This window comes from Psychrobacter sp. 4Dc (assembly GCF_002836715.1).
Lineage (GTDB): Bacteria > Pseudomonadota > Gammaproteobacteria > Pseudomonadales > Moraxellaceae > Psychrobacter.
In genome coordinates this window covers 25837-42695 of sequence record NZ_PJAT01000065.1, presented here as the reverse complement: position 1 = coordinate 42695, position 16859 = coordinate 25837, and the positions used below count along the sequence as shown (strand labels likewise).

Sequence of the window (16859 nt, the reverse complement as noted above, 5' to 3'; positions counted from 1 at the left end):
GCGAGAAGCCATAAGTCATGATGATAAACGCTTTGTATTACTCTAAAGTCACATCGAAAATACTATTACCAATCCTATTATGAACAGCTGCTTTTATGAAAAAATTGACCTCTAAATCGGTAAAAAACTGGCTACAGACGTTACTAGAAACGTGGCGTATTGCCAATAACTCTAATGTTTGGGCGCATTGCGCAAGCGTAGGTTTCTTTGGATTCTTATCAATTTTTCCCGTGATGGCTGTGTTTGTCCTACTTTATGGTCTTGCGTTTTCTCCTGCCGAGATGCAAGAGCAAATCGCGCTTTTGAGTCAATTTATACCTGATACAGTATATGAAGTGCTCAACTCCCGTCTGAGCGAGTTGGTTTCTACGACTACGTCTGCTCTGACTTTTAGCCTGCTTATCTCGTCCTTGCTCGCACTTTATGCGGGCTCTAAAGGTATTAAGTCTTTAATTATTCTTATTAACCTTGCGTTTCATATTACTCAGGAGCGTAGTTTTGTACAAAGCATGATTCGCGCAGTTGGTTTGACCTTTGCAGCAGTAGTCGTATTGATTATCGCGGTCTCCTCTATCGCGATTATTCCTTTGGGGGCGGCCTACTTTCCTTTCCCTCAGATAGCTAAAACAATTGCGCTTTGGAGCAGGTGGCCCATATTGACAGGTATCATATTCTTAAGCTTTTTGGGCCTTTATCGTCTAGCCCCAAATCGTGATGCCGTCGCTCTCAAGAAACTAATGCCGGGCGCTGCGCTGGCAACGGTTTTATGGATTATATTGTCCATCTTGTTTTCAATTTATGTGCAAAATTTTAATAACTATAGTGCTGAGTTTGGCGCGCTTTCAGCTGCTGTGGTCATTATGCTGTGGCTATATTATTCAGCATTTATCGTCGCTCTTGGTGCTATTTTTAATTCTGAAACCATAGACAACGCCAAGCCTTATGCGTTTCGAGTGTACTAGTAATAAGCCCTTTATTTTCAACTTTGTTGCTTTAGGAATCTCATTGTCATGACAGAATTACCACGCGAATCAGACGACTCAAATAAATCAGCTGATGCAACCGAGTCAGTGACCTCTCAAGATACACAAAATTCAGTCGATCCTGTAGAAAACGTGTCTGATATTGAACCAGAGCAACCGACACCTACTTATAATCGTGATGCCTCTAAAACTGACAAATCTGCACGTATGAAAAAAGGATTACTTGCACTATTCATACTGATTGTCCTCGGTACGATTGCGTATGGCCTATACAAAAGTAATGCGCATAGCGAGCCAGAAGTTATTACGCTGCAGGGTCAAATGCAAATGCAGCAAACGTCGATCGCTGCAAAAGTACCAGGGCGTATTGCCCAAATTATGGTAACAGAGGGCGATACAGTAACGGTTGGTCAGCAATTAGTTGAGATGGATTCGCCTGAGATTAATGCCAAGATTAATCAAGCACGTGCTGGTAAACAAATCGCGCAAAGCCAATTAGACAAAGCAGAAAATGGTGCGCGCCCGCAAGAAATCGCCCAAGCAAAAGCCGCTTGGCAAGCCAATAAAGCGGCGTCTGACTTGGCAGAAAACACCTATCAGCGTGTCAATCGCCTTTACGAAGAAGGACTGATGGCGCGACAAAAGCGCGATGAGGCGTATGCGCAATATCTCGCTACTCAAGACCAAACCGAAGCAGCCCGCTTGCAGTATGATCTGGCGCTAGAAGGCGCACGTACTGAAGATAAGTCAGCGGCCACTGCACAAGTCGCACAGGTCGATGCAAAACTCGATGAAGCGCTAGTAGCAAAAGAGGAAGCGAACCTAAGAAGTCCTATCGCTGGTATCGTCGATAATGTCATCGTGAGTGCTGGAGAAGTCATCGGTCAAGGGGTTCCGCTTTTGACGTTGGTGGATACCAACGACCAATGGGTGGTACTTAACGTCACTGAGTCTTATTTAAATCAATTTGCTATTGGTCAGACATTTACCGGTACTATCCCAGCGCTGTCATCAGCGGATAAGCCTTATACAAAACAGTTTACCGTCTATGCGACATCGACCTTATCAGACTTTGCCACTTGGCGTCCGACCAACAACGATGATGGTTTTGATGTGCGTACTTTTGAGGTAAAGGCACGACCATCTAAGCCCGATGCCCGTATCCGCTCAGGTATGAGTGTGGTCGTACGTATCAATCCTACTCCTGTCAATCAGAACCAAGAGTAAGCCATGCACTTGACTAAGTTAAGTGAGGCTTTTTTACGAAGTGCAGCCTACGAGCGCCGTTTTTTGGCAAAAAATCACTGGGACTTTAGCATGGTGATATGGATACCACTGGCAACGGTGCTGCTAATATGGTGGATATTTTCACAGACTCAAATTACCGATTTGCCTATCGGAGTCATCGATCAAGACAACAGCGCTGTTGCCAATACTGCCGTCCGTTACTTAGAGGCCAGTCCTACTTTGACGGTCAGACAGTTGTATTACTCCCAAGCGGATGCAGAGGCTGCCATTTTACAGCGCGATATTTACGCTGTCGTCATTATCCCAGAGGACTTTTCTCGTAATATCTTATCGAGCCAGCCTGCTCCGTTGACTCTACAAGTTAATGCACAGTACGGTACGCACTCTGGTATTATTCAGGCAGGTGTCCAAGCGGTCGCTAGTACATTATCCGCAGGTGTAGAGATCAAGCGATTGGTCAAACAAGGCGTAGCGCCATCACAAGCGATGACGGCTTATGCGCCTATCAGTGTGCAGCGTATTAGCTTATTCAATGCTGCGACCAATTATCAGCAGTTTTTGGCATCGACTGTCATACCTGCCTTATTACATATATTGGCGATGGTCATTGGCGCAACTACGATTGGCCGCGAGTTACGTGATAAGAATATCGGTCGCTGGTACCGTTTTATTGATACAGGCAAACCTAGTCTAACTTTATCTAAAGCCTCAAAAACGACAGCTTCGCTATCAACCAAACAAGATAGCAGCGATAACAAAGCATCATTGAATGCAAAAATGCCCCATTCGGTCAGCTTATCAGTTTTAGTATTTGGCTTATTAGGTAAATACTTTTGGCCAATACTGGCATATAGCTTGTGGTCAGCGTTGATATTGTGGCTGGCAACGTCCAATCAGAATATCAACATCATGTCTCTCATGGCAGTCTATGCTGGGTTTTTGTGCTTAATGACATTGTCATTTTGGCTAGGTGCTATTTTTACTTTGAATTCTTTTTCATTACGTATGGGTCTATCGACTACTGGATTTATTTCAGCGCCTTCTTACGCTTTTGCCGGTGTTACGTTTCCATATATTGCGATTAGTGATAGCGCGCAATATTGGTCAAATGCCCTACCGCTAACGCATTATCTAAAGCTCCATATTGCACAGTTACAAATGCAAGCCCCGATCGCCATATCTTTACCTATCGTCTATGGCCTCATGCTTGCAGCTATAATAGCGCTACTATTTGCAGCACTATTAACCAAACGCGCATTGGCGCATCCTGAACGTTGGGGAGCACGCTGATGTCTGCACAATCAAACAATACACACTCAAAAACCAAATCAACAGTCACCCCCGCCCCACAAGGTTTTTGGAACAGCTTTATTCAAACTTTCAAAGACGTCTTTGGCGATAAAGGCGTACTTTTGATGTTGATTATTGCTCCTATTATCTATGGGTTTTTCTATCCTTGGCCTTACTCATCTGAGGTAGTCAACCATGTGCCAGTAGGTATCATTGATCATGACAACAGCAACTTATCGGGTACTCTCGTTCGCTATGCGAGTGCTAGCCCATATTTAGATACTGAACGATTTATCAATGAGCAGGCTGCCAAAGAAGCCATATGGTCAGATCAAATTGCAGGATATATGGTGATCCCAGCTGGTCTCGAAGAGCAAGTTCAGTCTGGAGAGCAAGCGCACGTCAGCGTACTGGGTAATGGCGGTTATTTTATTTTAAATAAAAACGTCCAACTGGGGTTCTCTCAAGCAGTAGGTACGGTATCGGCTGGTATCAAGGTAAAGAAAAGCATTGCGAAAGGCGCTTATGCACCTACCGCAGCACAGAATACTCAAGCCGTACCGCTACGGATTATGCCACTGTATAACCAAACCGAAGGCTATGGTGCTTATGTTGTACCAGCTGTCTCTATTATTATCTTACAGCAGACACTTTTAATGGCGACTGCGATGCTGATTGGCACATGGTATGAACAGCGCCGTCACAGTACGAGTGTACGTGGCTGGTTAGGACGTATTGGGGCTTTGAGCTCACTTAGCTTTATCGTTGGCTGCTTTTATTATGGGTGGGCGTTTGAGCTACATCATTATCCACGCGGACAAAACATGCTTGGTACGCTGCTGTTTTTAGCACTATTTTGTCCGACAGTCGCAACGCTCGGCTGCGTGCTCGGATTATGGTTCCGGCAGCGTGAGCGCAGTATGCAGATCTTAATTTTTATCTCCTTACCGATATTCTTCTTAAGCGGCTACCCTTGGCCAGCAGACCAATTGCCTCAAGTATTACAAGTACTACGTTGGCTGGTACCGACTACGCCTGCAATCAATACCTCTGTACAGCTTAACCAAATGGGTGCCAGTGTTTCTCAAGTCGCTATAGGATTTTATGCGTTGGCTGGCTTGTGGTTGCTCTATTTTGTTTTATTGCTATTTTTACGCAAGCGTATTCCGCAAAGAAAAGCCTATTTATAAATCCTCAAATTAATGAAATCTATGAGCATAAAAAAAGCGCCTGCTAATAGTAGTAGGCGCTTTTTTATTTATACAATATAAATAGCGGTGGTTTAAAACACTCGGTTCAAACCATTCAATGCTGCCACACGGTATGCTTCTGCCATCGTGGGATAGTTGAAAGTCGTATTTACAAAGTATTCAAGCGTATTGTTACTCTTGCACTTCATCACTGCTTGACCGATATGAATAATCTCTGAAGCGTGGTTACCGTAGCAATGGATACCTAGAATTTCTAACGTATCACGATGGAACAATATTTTTAATACGCCCGAACGTTCACCGATAATTTGGGCACGTGCCAGATGTTTAAAGAACGCCTGACCCACTTCATATGGAACTTTTTCATCCGTGAGCTCTTGCTCTGTCTTACCGATACAAGAGATTTCAGGAATCGTATAGATACCCGTCGGTACACTAGATACTGGCTCAGCATCACTATCACCAACCATAAAGGCAGCGGCACAGCGACCTTGGTCATAGGCAGCAGAGGCTAGTGATGGCCAGCCGATTACGTCACCAGCAGCATAAATATTGTCGACGTCAGTACAGTAAGTGTCATCTACTTTTAACTGACCACGGCCATTTGCTTTTAGCCCAATGGCTTCTAAGTTTAAGCCTTCGGTGTTACCTGAGCGACCATTTGACCAAAGAATGGCATCAGATTTGATGCGCTTACCACTCTTTAGGTGCAAGACTACATAATCATCATGAGTTTCTAGATGATCAATCTCTTCGTTACTACGGATAAGCACACCGAACTGTCTAAAGTCATGCGCGATGGCATCACTGATTTCGCTGTCTAAGTAGTTGAGCAATTGATCTTGGTTATTGATTAGATCAACTTTGTAGCCAAGGCCAGTAAAGATAGACGCATACTCACAACCAATCACCCCTGCACCATAAATGATGATTTTTTTGACCACATAATCCATTTGCAAGATTTTGTCAGAGTCAAATACACGTGGATGGTTAAAGTCTAAAATCTCAGGGCGGTAAGGACGACTACCGACAGTGATAATGGCTTTATTGAAAGTGATGGTTTCATAAACATTTTCATCGACTTCAATACGTAGCGTATGTGCGTCAATGAAACTTGCCCAACCTTGAATGACTTCGATACGGTTGCGCTCATAAAAGCGTGTATGCGTACTGACTTGACGACGGATAACTTGACGCGCTTTGGCGAGTACTTCATTTAGCGGTACTTGCTTATATTCCATCGCCTTGGTAAACATTGGATCGCGGCGGAAATTAATCAAGTTAAATACAGATTGGCGCAATGCTTTACTTGGAATTGTACCAACGTGAGTAGAGTTACCCCCTACTTGATCACGCGGATCGACGACCACGACTCTTTTACCAGACTTAATTAGCTTCATGGCAGCGGCTTCACCAGCAGGTCCCGCCCCTAAAACAACGGCATCATACTCATACTCATGGTCGTCACTTTTTAAACGACGAGAGTCTTTGGTAAAACCAGATTTAATATCGATTCGTGTGTCATCGAGCGGATTCACTAAGTCAGGATGATGCATAACATCATCGGTCACTTGCTCGTGGGTCTGCTCTATCTTTTCTTTTTTGTTCTTACCTTCGGTATGTTCAGGGCTTGGCACGTGTCCACTAGATTTATTTGATACTTCGGTATGAATATCTTTACCAGTATCGTTGGTCTCGTCGCTTGCACTTTTACTTACCATGATGTCCTCTTTATTTGTTGATTCTATTTATATATTTATGTACGAGTTAATATGCTTAAACTTAGGCAAGCTATTGAAATTCAGCTCACCATAAGCCGTAAGTGTGGTTTTTACAACATTGACATAGAGCGATTACTACCAAAAACTCTAATTATCCAATACGGCGTTTGAGACCTGTCATCTGCAAAATACGCGTGGCAATCTCTTCAACAGACATCTCTGATACATCTAAGCTTGGAATACCATGCGTGATATAGATACCCTGAATCGCGCGCTGCTCTTGCTGGCATTGCTGATAGCTTGAATAACGGCTGCCTGCACGGCGCTCCTGACGGATTTTTACTAAGCGATCAGTATCAATAAGCAAACCAAACAGCTTGTCTTTATGCTCACGCAATGCTTTCGGCAACTGATTGTCGTACAAATCATCTTCGGTCAAAGGATAGTTAGCCGCTCGAATACCGAATTGTAATGCTAAGTATAAAGAAGTCGGCGTCTTACCAGAGCGCGACACACCCACCAAAATAATATCGGCTGCATTATAGTGACGAGTACGCGCGCCATCGTCATTGTCTAAGGCAAAATGCACTGCATCGATACGCTCTTTATAGGTTTCAGAATCGACATCATCATGTGCATGCCCTGAATGACCATCTGGCTCTACGCCAGTCTCTTCTGCAACACGGCCAATCAGACCTTCATACATATCTAAGTTACAGCTGTGTGCCGAGTTAATTTTTTCACGAATCTCTGGATTGACGATCGTATCAAACACCAATGGCAATGAACCATCACGCTGATACGCCATATTGATTTGTTCAACCGCATCTTCCGCACGCTCTAAGCTATCGACGTATGGCAATACTCTTGTTTCAAAAGGAACCGAGGCAAACTGACTCAAAATAGCGCGTCCAAGTGTCTCAGCCGTAATAGCTGTGCCATCTGAGATAAAAAACGCCGTTCTAATGGCTTGTGAGCTGTCCAAGTTTAGCGCATGGCGATTTTGGATAGTGGACTTAACTTGTTCAGATAGATTGCTTGAGTACATATCGTTGACACCTCGGTTGAAAACTCAATAATGACCTTCATTTAGTTTTTGGTATAGATCTTAGTAATAATTCAGACTTGGTAGATGTTTAGCAGTTATTGACTATTAATAGCGTGACTTTTACTCGGCTTCTTATAGTTACCCTTATAACTCGTATAACTAGGTTTTATAACTGCCTTCTTAAAACGAGCCTTTTTTAGTACCTATACCGCACATTTATTATGCAATGTGCATCAACTATCTATGCGCTACATTATACGCATATTAGCTTCTTAATAGAAATCAATGTTACAGGCGTACACTTAGCACCAACATTGTTTTTCATATTGTCGTCATGGCTAATCCACCTCTCATTAAGGCTTTTTTTATGCTTCTTCTATTATGCTTCTTTTATACAGATACATAAGATTGAAACATAAGTTATGGAAATGCTCTAGATGTAGCTTATTTGAATACGTCTATTTTATGCAGTAATTGGCTTTTGAAACCGTATAACATCGTCACTAACAATGATATTTTTCATCCGAGTAAATACGAAACCTGATCGGACTAGCTCTAATTTATGTAGCAAACCCCACAATTTGTATATTTTTAACAAGTTTTTTGGTGAAAACCCTCGAAATTGTCCTAATATGGCGGTATAATTCACCGTTATAATCTTTACTAAATAACCTTATTTTCTGGAGTTATCATGGCAGCGCAATCTACAGCACTTGTAATCAATCTTGATCAGCTAGGAAAAGACGACATCGAAATGGTTGGTGGTAAGAACGCTTCGCTTGGCGAAATGATCAGCCATCTTTCTGATTTAGGCGTTAGTGTTCCAGGCGGCTTTGCCACCACTTCAAATGCATTCAACCGCTTTTTGACTGAAACAGGCTTGCTTGACAAAATCAACAGCGAGCTAAAAACACTAGACGTAAATGATGTTAATAAGCTTGCGGCTACTGGTAAAAAGATTCGTACTTGGATTATTGAACAAGAACTGCCAAAAGATCTTGAGCAAGAAGTACGTCAGTCATTTGAAACTATGAGTGGCGGCGAAGATATCGCTGTTGCTGTACGTTCTTCTGCCACTGCTGAAGATTTGCCAGATGCGTCATTTGCTGGTCAACAAGAAACCTTCTTGAACATTCGCGGTATTGATAACGTCCTAATTGCTATTAAAGAAGTATTTGCTTCTCTATACAACGACCGTGCAATCTCTTACCGTGTACACAAAGGTTTTGAGCACGAAGGTGTTGCACTATCTGCTGCCGTACAGCGTATGGTACGTTCAGAGACTGGTGCTGCTGGTGTTATGTTCACGCTAGATACCGAAAGTGGCTTTGATCAAGTGGTATTCATCACCTCAAGCTATGGCCTAGGTGAAATGGTTGTACAGGGTGCGGTTAATCCAGATGAGTTCTACATCTCTAAGAAATTGCTAGCCAATGGTAAGCCATCAGTTATCCGTCGTAACCTAGGTAGCAAGCATAAGAAAATGGTTTATGGTGATGAAGGCAGCACGGCTAAATCAGTTAAAACCGTTGATGTTGAAAAACAAGATCGCATGCAGTTCTCTCTATCGACTGAAGAGCTGACCTCACTTGCCAAGCAAGCGGTAACGATTGAACAGCATTATGGCCAAGCGATGGATATCGAGTGGGCAAAAGACGGCGATACTAACGAAATCTTTATCGTTCAAGCACGTCCTGAGACTGTTAAGAGCCGTCAAGATAGCAACGTAATGGAACGTTATGTCATCGACACGACTGGCGCAAAAGTATTGTGTGAAGGTCGTTCAATCGGTCAACGTATCGGTTCAGGTAAAGTGCGTATCGTTAGCAACCTAAACGAGATGGACAAAGTAGAAGAAGGCGACGTACTCGTATCAGACATGACTGATCCGGATTGGGAACCAGTTATGAAGCGCGCCTCTGCTATCATCACTAACCGTGGTGGCCGTACCTGTCACGCTGCTATTATCGCACGTGAGCTAGGTGTGCCAGCTATCGTTGGTTGTGGTAACGCAACTGAGCTATTGGTTGATGGTCAAGACGTAACTGCTTCTTGTGCTGAAGGTGATACTGGTTTCATTTATGAAAGCCAGATTGATTTTGAAGTACAGACTAACTCTGTTGAATCTATGCCAGAGCTAGCATTTAAAGTGATGATGAACGTTGGTAACCCAGATCGCGCATTCTCATTTACCCAAATGCCAAACGAAGGTATTGGTCTTGCACGTTTAGAGTTCATCATCAACCGTATGATTGGTGTGCATCCAAAAGCCTTGCTAAACATGAACAGCTTGCCACGTGAAATTGCGCAAGCAATCCAAGAGCGTATCGCAGGCTATGCATCACCTGTTGACTTCTATGTTGATAAATTGGTTGAAGGTATCTCAACGCTAGCTGTTGCCTTCATGGATCAGCCAGTGATCGTTCGTATGTCAGATTTTAAATCGAACGAATACGCTAACTTGCTTGGTGGTAAGTTATACGAGCCATCAGAAGAGAACCCAATGCTTGGTTTCCGCGGTGCTAGCCGTTATGTGTCTGATAACTTCCGTGACTGTTTTGAGCTTGAGTGTAAAGCACTAAAACGTGTACGTGATGACATGGGCTTGACCAATGTTGAGATCATGATTCCATTCGTACGTACTGTTGGCGAAGCCAAAGAAGTCATCGAGTTACTTGAGAAAAATGGTCTAAAACGTGGCGAAAATGGTCTACGCGTCATCATGATGTGTGAGCTACCAACCAACGCCCTATTGGCAGAAGAGTTCCTAGAGTACTTTGATGGTTTCTCAATCGGTTCTAACGATTTGACTCAGTTAACGCTTGGTCTTGACCGTGACTCAGGTATCGTCTCGCATCTATTTGATGAGCGTGATCCTGCTGTTAAGAAACTATTATCTATGGCTATCGAAGCTTGCCGTAAGCAAAACAAATACGTCGGTATCTGTGGTCAAGGCCCATCAGACCATCCAGATCTAGCGTTTTGGTTAATGGAGCAAGGTATCAGCTCAGTGTCATTGAACCCTGACTCAGTACTAGATACTTGGTTCTTCTTAGCTGGTGAAGAAGCGAAGTAAACCGCTACGTTTAGTCACAGCGGTCATTCACACAGTCATTAAAGATACCACTATTAGGGTCTATTTGATTTTTTCAAATAGACCCTAATATAATATCCTAAGACATGACTAACTATGCAGGCAATTATGCAGATTTTCCTTGCTCGAAATAACGTACAAGCTGGCCCATATCAGTTGGAGCAGCTGAATATCATGCTGGCATCTGGTGAAGTATTGCTTGATGATCTGATGTGGCATGAAGGCTTAGCTCAGTGGCAGCGCATAGGTGATCTTACCAATAACCAAACGGTGTATCGCCCGACCAGTGCTAACACGCCTGAAGTAAACGACTCTATCATCAATAACGTGACCGTCTTCCCTGAAGATACCAATAAAGCAAAAGATGATAAGTCAGTATCGTTAGACAGACTATATGGCAAGCCTGAACGTCCTAAAAACGTGAAAGCCGACATGACGACCAATCGTCATCAAACGCCGCACAACAATGTCTCACTGAATAAGTCTACTCTCAAAAAAGCTGTTGCAGACAATGATAAAGTCGTCGGCAACGTGGTACTTGCGCCAATTATGTCACGCGTATTGGCAACCGCGCTTGATTGGCTGCTACTAATAATGGCGTTTCTTCCATTAATGCTAGCTATGAGAAAGTTGGGAGACATGCCCACAGACTTACAGAATATGGAAGCAGTAATTAAATATTCTTTGAGTCTTTCTGAAAGTATTCCGCAAGCGACACAATTAATATCCAATGCGATGGTTTTCGGCCTTATCGCTTTGCAATTACTTTTTATTATCTTGCGGGGCCAGTCGTTAGGTAAATTGATTACGGGAATTCGTGTTGTAGATCAAACCACCCATCATTTACCTTCTTTTCTTAGATTGGTTGTGATACGTACTCTTTTTCTAGCACTACTTTATATCCCCCTTTCTACTTCATTTATAGTACTGATACCTTTAGCCATTCATTACTATATGGCATCTAAAAGCCCTGAAAATATTGGTTGGCATGACAAACTTGCCAAAACCTTAGTGGTCAAAGCAGACAGTAGCCAATTGGCAAAGAAGTCAAAATCTGAATAACAGTATTTGATTTGGCTATTGGTTTTATAGCTCGTTATACTTAAAAAAGCTGCGTACTATCGCGGCTTTTTTATTTATCAAAGCCTATTTAGCCTCTTTTTATATTTTATTGGCAGTAGCTTAGTGATTAACCTTTGTGTTAGTTGCCGAGTACTGTTATAATACGGCGCTTTATAAACTAAGCTTATTCTTGATTGTTTTTTATAAAATATGACTAGAATTGGGCTTACCTTATAAATCTCCTTGCTATTAACATAGGGTTAATAGCTACTAATCCGTAAGGAGTCATAATGCGACATTACGAACTGGTGTTACTTGTACACCCAGACCAAAGCGACCAAGTGGTCGGCATGGTTGAGCGCTATATCAAGTTAGTTCAAGACAACAACGGTGTTATCCATCGTCTAGAGGATTGGGGCCGTCGTCAACTGGCTTATCCAATCAACAAGATTCACAAAGCTCATTACGTTCTTTTCAACATTGAAACTGACGGTGAAACTTTAGCTGAACTTGAAGAATTATTCCGTTATAACGACGCGATCATTCGTAGTCTAGTTATGCGCCGTGACGAAGCTGTCACTGAAGAGTCGCAGTTAGCCAAGAATGCCGATGAAAAACGCGCACGCAAAGCAACTACTCGTCGTCCAGATAATCGTGAAAACGATAATGACGACAACGACAACAGTGAAGACTAATTAAAGGAGAATACTCATGGCACGTTTCTATCGCCGTCGCAAATTCTGCCGTTTCACTGCTGAAGGCATCACTCACATCGACTATAAAGATGTTGAATTGCTAAAACAGTACATTAGTGATAATGGTAAAATCGTACCAAGCCGTATTACTGGTACATCTACTAAATATCAGCGTCAATTAGCGACTGCTATCAAGCAAGCTCGTTATTTATCGCTACTTCCATACACTGATAACCATCAAGGTTAACCGCTAACTAGGAATGACTCATGCAAATTATTTTGTTACAGCGTATCGTCAACCTTGGTAAACTCGGTGAAACTGTCGATGTAAAACCAGGTTACGGACGTAACTTTCTTATCCCTCAGGGCAAAGCGCTACCTGCTACTAAAGCTAACATTGAAAAGTTCGAAGCACGTCGTGCTGAACTTGAAGCTGAAGAAGCAAAAGAGATCGCTGTTGCTCAAGAGCGTGCTGATGCATTGACTGACGTTAATGTTATCATGCGTGCTAAATCAGGTGACGAAGGCAAGCTATTCGGCTCTATCGGTACTCGCGATATCGCTGAAGCATTGACTAACTCAGGTCTAGAAGTAGACCGTGCTGAAATCAAGCTACCTGAAGGCACTCTACGTCAAGTTGGCGAATACAATGTTGATATCCAATTGCATCATGACGTTACTGCTAGCATCTTAGTTACTATTCTTTCTGAAGATGGTAACAACGAAGATTCAGCTGACGAAGAAGCTGCTGAAGAGGACTATTCTGAAGAGTAATCTTCTATATAGTTAGACTCAGTATGCAAAAAGCCAGCAACTTAGGTTGCTGGCTTTTTACGTGCGTCATTTTTGACATTAGAGTCTATGTATTTAGACTACTTATATCACTAACTTGCACTCCTTTATCTCGATAAATTAGGATTTTATATATTCCTAAACAGCTTAGGATTTTCAAAAAATCTATTGCTATGATAACGGTGTTATCTATGCAATACTGTAGTAACTGAATGCAACAATTGCCTTAAAAACGCTATACCAAACAACAAGATACTGCCTATATAATCATCTTTATTACTATTAGCAGAATTGATAATCTACTGCTATCTAATGTACTAATAGGGCGCAAGAACATGAAAGAAAATCATAACATTCATACCAATGACAAGCTTATCTGTACTCAAGGTAATGCATACTACTCCGAAGGTGAGGTGTATACAGTTGGCAGAATAGTCAATGACAAATACTTTCAGCTGCTGACCAGTGGCAATGATGATCATTGGTATGCCACGTTGGATGATCAAGGCATTTACGTCAGCTTTGATACTGCAACTGCTACCAATAACAAAGCTTTTTTTGATAAGATTGCCTAACTGTCAATCAGGGCACTCCTTAGAATACCTATTCTAAAAATAATCATTACTCAGGTAGGTAAATATTGTTTAGACAAAAACTGGTCATTATAGATGGCCAGTTTTTTTTGGTTTGAAGTATTAGCAATTGCTAGTTATACAAGTATTTCCACACACCTCTTCGACGTTTTCTTACTGATTTCCGTCATTTTAAAATTAAGTATCTCTCAATTTTTTGTCAACAGCGCCAACTATTTAACGAATCTATTTCCTAGCGGCGTCTATTTGCTATAAAATATGCCCCTTTAAAATTTCGTATCGTTAGTGATGCAGATAGTTGGTCCAATATCGTTTAAATGTAGATATGGTAAAAGCACTTGCAAGCACTACGCAAAGTAGAATTAGCAAGCTATATACCGTATTTAATCTCGATATAATTGACTATATTGCATTGGTAATCAATTAAGATATAAACCATATTGAGACAGTGATGATTGTATTTTGGCTTGTGCTGACCATTCTTTTTATTATTTTCGCTACCGCAAAACTAAAGTGGCATCCTTTTTTAGTATTGATCTTGTCTGCTTTTTTGGTCGCGCTATTTTATCAAGTACCACTTAACACGGTCGCAAAAACGATCTCTGATGGTTTCGGTGGTATCTTAGGCTATATCGGTCTTGTGATTGTATTTGGCACGATTATTGGCTTAATTCTTGAAAAAACGGGTGCTGCTATCGTAATGGCAGAGTCCGTTATTAAAGTATTGGGGCCACGCTTCCCTACTTTGACCATGTCTATCGTCGGTGCGGTCGTTTCGATCCCTGTATTTTGTGACTCTGGCTATATTATCTTAAACTCTCTAAAAGAGTCTTTAGCTGAGCGCTTACATGTATCAAGTGTCGCGATGAGCATTGCCTTGGCAACTGGTCTATATGCCACCCATACCTTTGTCCCACCGACGCCAGGCCCAATCGCAGCGGCAGGTAACTTAGGTCTAGAGTCAAATTTGGGTTTAGTCATCATGGTCGGTGTGGTCGTGACAGCAGTTGCAGTACTGGCTGGCTGGTGGTGGTCTAATCGCTTCCTTAACGCTACTCCTGACAATATCAATGCGGCAGATGCTCCAGCAGCAATGCCTGAAGGAATGAAAACTCGTGACGATTACAGCCATTTGCCTTCAGCGACAATGGCTTTCTTGCCGATTATCGTTCCTATCATATTAATCTGCCTGTCTTCGGTTGCTAATTTCCCAAGCGCACCGTTTGGTAGTAGCATGGTAGCGGAGATTTTGATATTCATTGGTAATCCGCTTACTGCACTACTTATCGGTTTGTTCTTATCCTTTTTCTTGATTAAATCAAGCCAAAAAACGCAAGAAATCAGCGATAGTATCTCGCAAGGTTTGGTAGTAGCAGCCCCTATCCTATTGATCACTGGTGCTGGTGGCGCATTTGGTGCCATGCTAAAAGTGACGCCGATTGGCGATTATTTAGGTTCGACGCTATCGGCCTTGGGTTTAGGTATCTTCATGCCATTTATCGTTTCTGCTGCGCTAAAAACAGCACAAGGCTCAACCACAGTTGCATTGGTTACTACTTCTGCTATGGTTGCCCCACTATTGAGTCAGATTGGCCTAGACAGCGAACTTGGACGTGTGTTCTGCGTGATGGCAATTGGTGCCGGTGCCATGACCATCTCACATGCCAATGACAGCTTCTTTTGGATTGTTAGCCAGTTTAGTCGCATGAGTGTCGCACAAGCGTACAAGGCTCATTCAATGGCTACTGGTATCCAGGGTGTGACTAGCATCGTATTTATCTGGTTGTTGACCCTAGTGTTTATCTAGTTCATGAGATTGGGTACTTGTACAGACGTTTATTTGATGATTGCTAAATAAACGTTTTAAAACATGACACTATCGCAATGATCGTGTCATTAAGATATTCAAAGAGAGCCGTATGAAAATTTTGATCGCCCCTGACTCGTTTAAAGAAAGTTTAGAAGCACTGGACGTGTGCCACGCCATTCAATCTGGCTTTAGTCAAGTGTTTCCAGATGCTGACTACAAGCTGTTGCCAATGGCCGATGGCGGTGAAGGTACCTCAGCGGTATTGTCTTATGTATTGGGCGGGCGCTGGAAAGAAGTCAGAGTACATGACCCATTAATGAGACCGATTACGGCAAAGTATCTGTTATTGCCTGACGCGACTGCTGTTATCGAAGTGGCTCAAGCCTGCGGATTGCACCTACTGACAGCTGATGAGCGTAATCCCGTTATTGCGAGTAGTTATGGTGTTGGGGAGCTGATCGAAGATGCGTTAGAAGAAGGTGCTAAGCGTATCGTCATTGGTCTGGGTGGTAGCGCAACCAATGATGCAGGACTTGGTATGCTAATGGCGTTAGGCATAACATTTCATGACATCAATGATAGCCTACTCACTCATGGTGGTGGCGCACTTGCCAGCCTACATAAGCTCGATAATACTAGCCTGCATGCAAGGATATCAGACACGGTATTTGAAGTTGCTTGTGATGTGACCAATCCGTTATGCGGTCTGCTGGGTGCAAGCGCAGTGTTTGGGCCACAAAAAGGCGCTTGCCCAGAGCAGGTTAATACTTTGGACAAGGCACTCAGTCACTTTGCGACCATATGTGGACAGCATGGCTATGAAGACTGTCAATACGTTGAAGGCGCTGGCGCTGCTGGCGGTCTTGGCTATGCGATGATGACTTTCTTTCAAGCTCAGCTAAAGTCAGGCTTTGATACGGTTGCCGAAGTGGCTCACCTGTCACAGCATATCGCAGAGGCAGATCTCGTCATCACTGGCGAAGGTAAGCTTGATGCGCAAACCGCCATGGGTAAAGTGGCAGGCGGTATCAGCCAAATCGCTAAGGCTAGCCGTACACCTGTCATCGCTATCTGCGGCAGCGTCGATGGACTAAAACCTGCTCAGACCAGTCAGTTCGATGTGGTCATGCCGAGTATCCAAAAAGTAGACACGATTGATAACGTGTTAGGCTCTGCTTATAACAATATTGAAACTACTGCTGCTAATATTGCTGCAAGTATCAAACTTGGGCAGACTTTAAAATAGCCGCAATCTTTCATAGTCGCAATTTATCAATAGCATCCTCCACTAAGTGCACAGCTATCGAGCGTT

The 16859-nt window shown here is 42.8% G+C and carries 14 protein-coding genes; 12 read left to right on the top strand and 2 right to left on the bottom strand.

What is annotated here, in order from left to right; genetic code table 11:
* The first annotated feature begins 95 nt into the window (after positions 1-95).
* The 4 genes from CXF61_RS03575 to CXF61_RS03560 are packed head-to-tail and all read left to right on the top strand — an operon-like array spanning position 96 to position 4711.
* Entirely contained in the window at positions 96-962 is an 867-nt protein-coding gene (locus tag CXF61_RS03575; protein WP_165597170.1) for a YihY/virulence factor BrkB family protein, read from the top strand.
* 48 nt (positions 963-1010) lie between these two features.
* A complete protein-coding gene (locus CXF61_RS03570; protein WP_165597169.1) occupies positions 1011-2210 on the top strand; it encodes an HlyD family secretion protein in 1200 nt (399 codons plus the stop codon).
* Positions 2211-2213: 3 nt separating this feature from the next.
* Positions 2214-3521 carry an ABC transporter permease gene (locus CXF61_RS03565; protein ID WP_165597168.1) on the top strand — a complete coding sequence of 436 codons (1308 nt, stop codon included), beginning with the start codon at positions 2214-2216 and terminating at the stop codon, positions 3519-3521.
* The gene (locus CXF61_RS03560) at positions 3521-4711 is read left to right on the top strand and encodes an ABC transporter permease (protein WP_165597167.1); all 1191 of its coding nucleotides are present in this window, start codon (positions 3521-3523) and stop codon (positions 4709-4711) included. The genes CXF61_RS03565 and CXF61_RS03560 overlap by 1 nt, the downstream gene beginning before the upstream one ends.
* A gap of 92 nt (positions 4712-4803) precedes the next feature.
* Here the strand turns inward: CXF61_RS03560 and sthA are convergent, their stop codons facing one another.
* A complete protein-coding gene (sthA, locus tag CXF61_RS03555; RefSeq protein WP_165597166.1) occupies positions 4804-6453 on the bottom strand; it encodes a Si-specific NAD(P)(+) transhydrogenase in 1650 nt (549 codons plus the stop codon).
* A gap of 151 nt (positions 6454-6604) precedes the next feature.
* Positions 6605-7501, bottom strand: coding sequence for a posphoenolpyruvate synthetase regulatory kinase/phosphorylase PpsR (locus CXF61_RS03550; protein ID WP_057759387.1), 897 nt, complete (start codon positions 7499-7501; stop codon positions 6605-6607).
* Between the two features lie 691 nt (positions 7502-8192).
* Here CXF61_RS03550 and ppsA point away from each other — a divergent pair.
* The 8 genes from ppsA to CXF61_RS03510 all read left to right on the top strand — a co-directional run bounded on the left by ppsA (position 8193) and on the right by CXF61_RS03510 (position 16793).
* The gene (gene ppsA, locus CXF61_RS03545; RefSeq protein ID WP_165597165.1) at positions 8193-10577 is read left to right on the top strand and encodes a phosphoenolpyruvate synthase; all 2385 of its coding nucleotides are present in this window, start codon (positions 8193-8195) and stop codon (positions 10575-10577) included.
* Positions 10578-10691: 114 nt separating this feature from the next.
* Positions 10692-11657, top strand: coding sequence for an RDD family protein (locus CXF61_RS03540; RefSeq protein WP_165597164.1), 966 nt, complete (start codon positions 10692-10694; stop codon positions 11655-11657).
* A gap of 290 nt (positions 11658-11947) precedes the next feature.
* On the top strand, positions 11948-12352 hold the full coding sequence (gene rpsF, locus CXF61_RS03535; RefSeq protein WP_101205443.1) for a 30S ribosomal protein S6: 405 nt from the start codon (positions 11948-11950) through the stop codon (positions 12350-12352).
* A 16-nt stretch (positions 12353-12368) separates the two neighbouring features.
* Positions 12369-12599, top strand: a complete 231-nt coding sequence (rpsR, locus tag CXF61_RS03530; RefSeq protein WP_010198808.1) for a 30S ribosomal protein S18 — start codon at positions 12369-12371, stop codon at positions 12597-12599.
* 20 nt (positions 12600-12619) lie between these two features.
* Positions 12620-13126, top strand: a complete 507-nt coding sequence (gene rplI, locus CXF61_RS03525; RefSeq protein ID WP_057759378.1) for a 50S ribosomal protein L9 — start codon at positions 12620-12622, stop codon at positions 13124-13126.
* A gap of 353 nt (positions 13127-13479) precedes the next feature.
* Positions 13480-13719, top strand: a complete 240-nt coding sequence (locus CXF61_RS03520; protein WP_101205444.1) for a hypothetical protein — start codon at positions 13480-13482, stop codon at positions 13717-13719.
* Between the two features lie 469 nt (positions 13720-14188).
* Positions 14189-15544 carry a GntP family permease gene (locus tag CXF61_RS03515; RefSeq protein ID WP_134292465.1) on the top strand — a complete coding sequence of 452 codons (1356 nt, stop codon included), beginning with the start codon at positions 14189-14191 and terminating at the stop codon, positions 15542-15544.
* Between the two features lie 112 nt (positions 15545-15656).
* Positions 15657-16793, top strand: a complete 1137-nt coding sequence (locus CXF61_RS03510) for a glycerate kinase (protein WP_165597163.1) — start codon at positions 15657-15659, stop codon at positions 16791-16793.
* Positions 16794-16859: the final 66 nt, after the last annotated feature.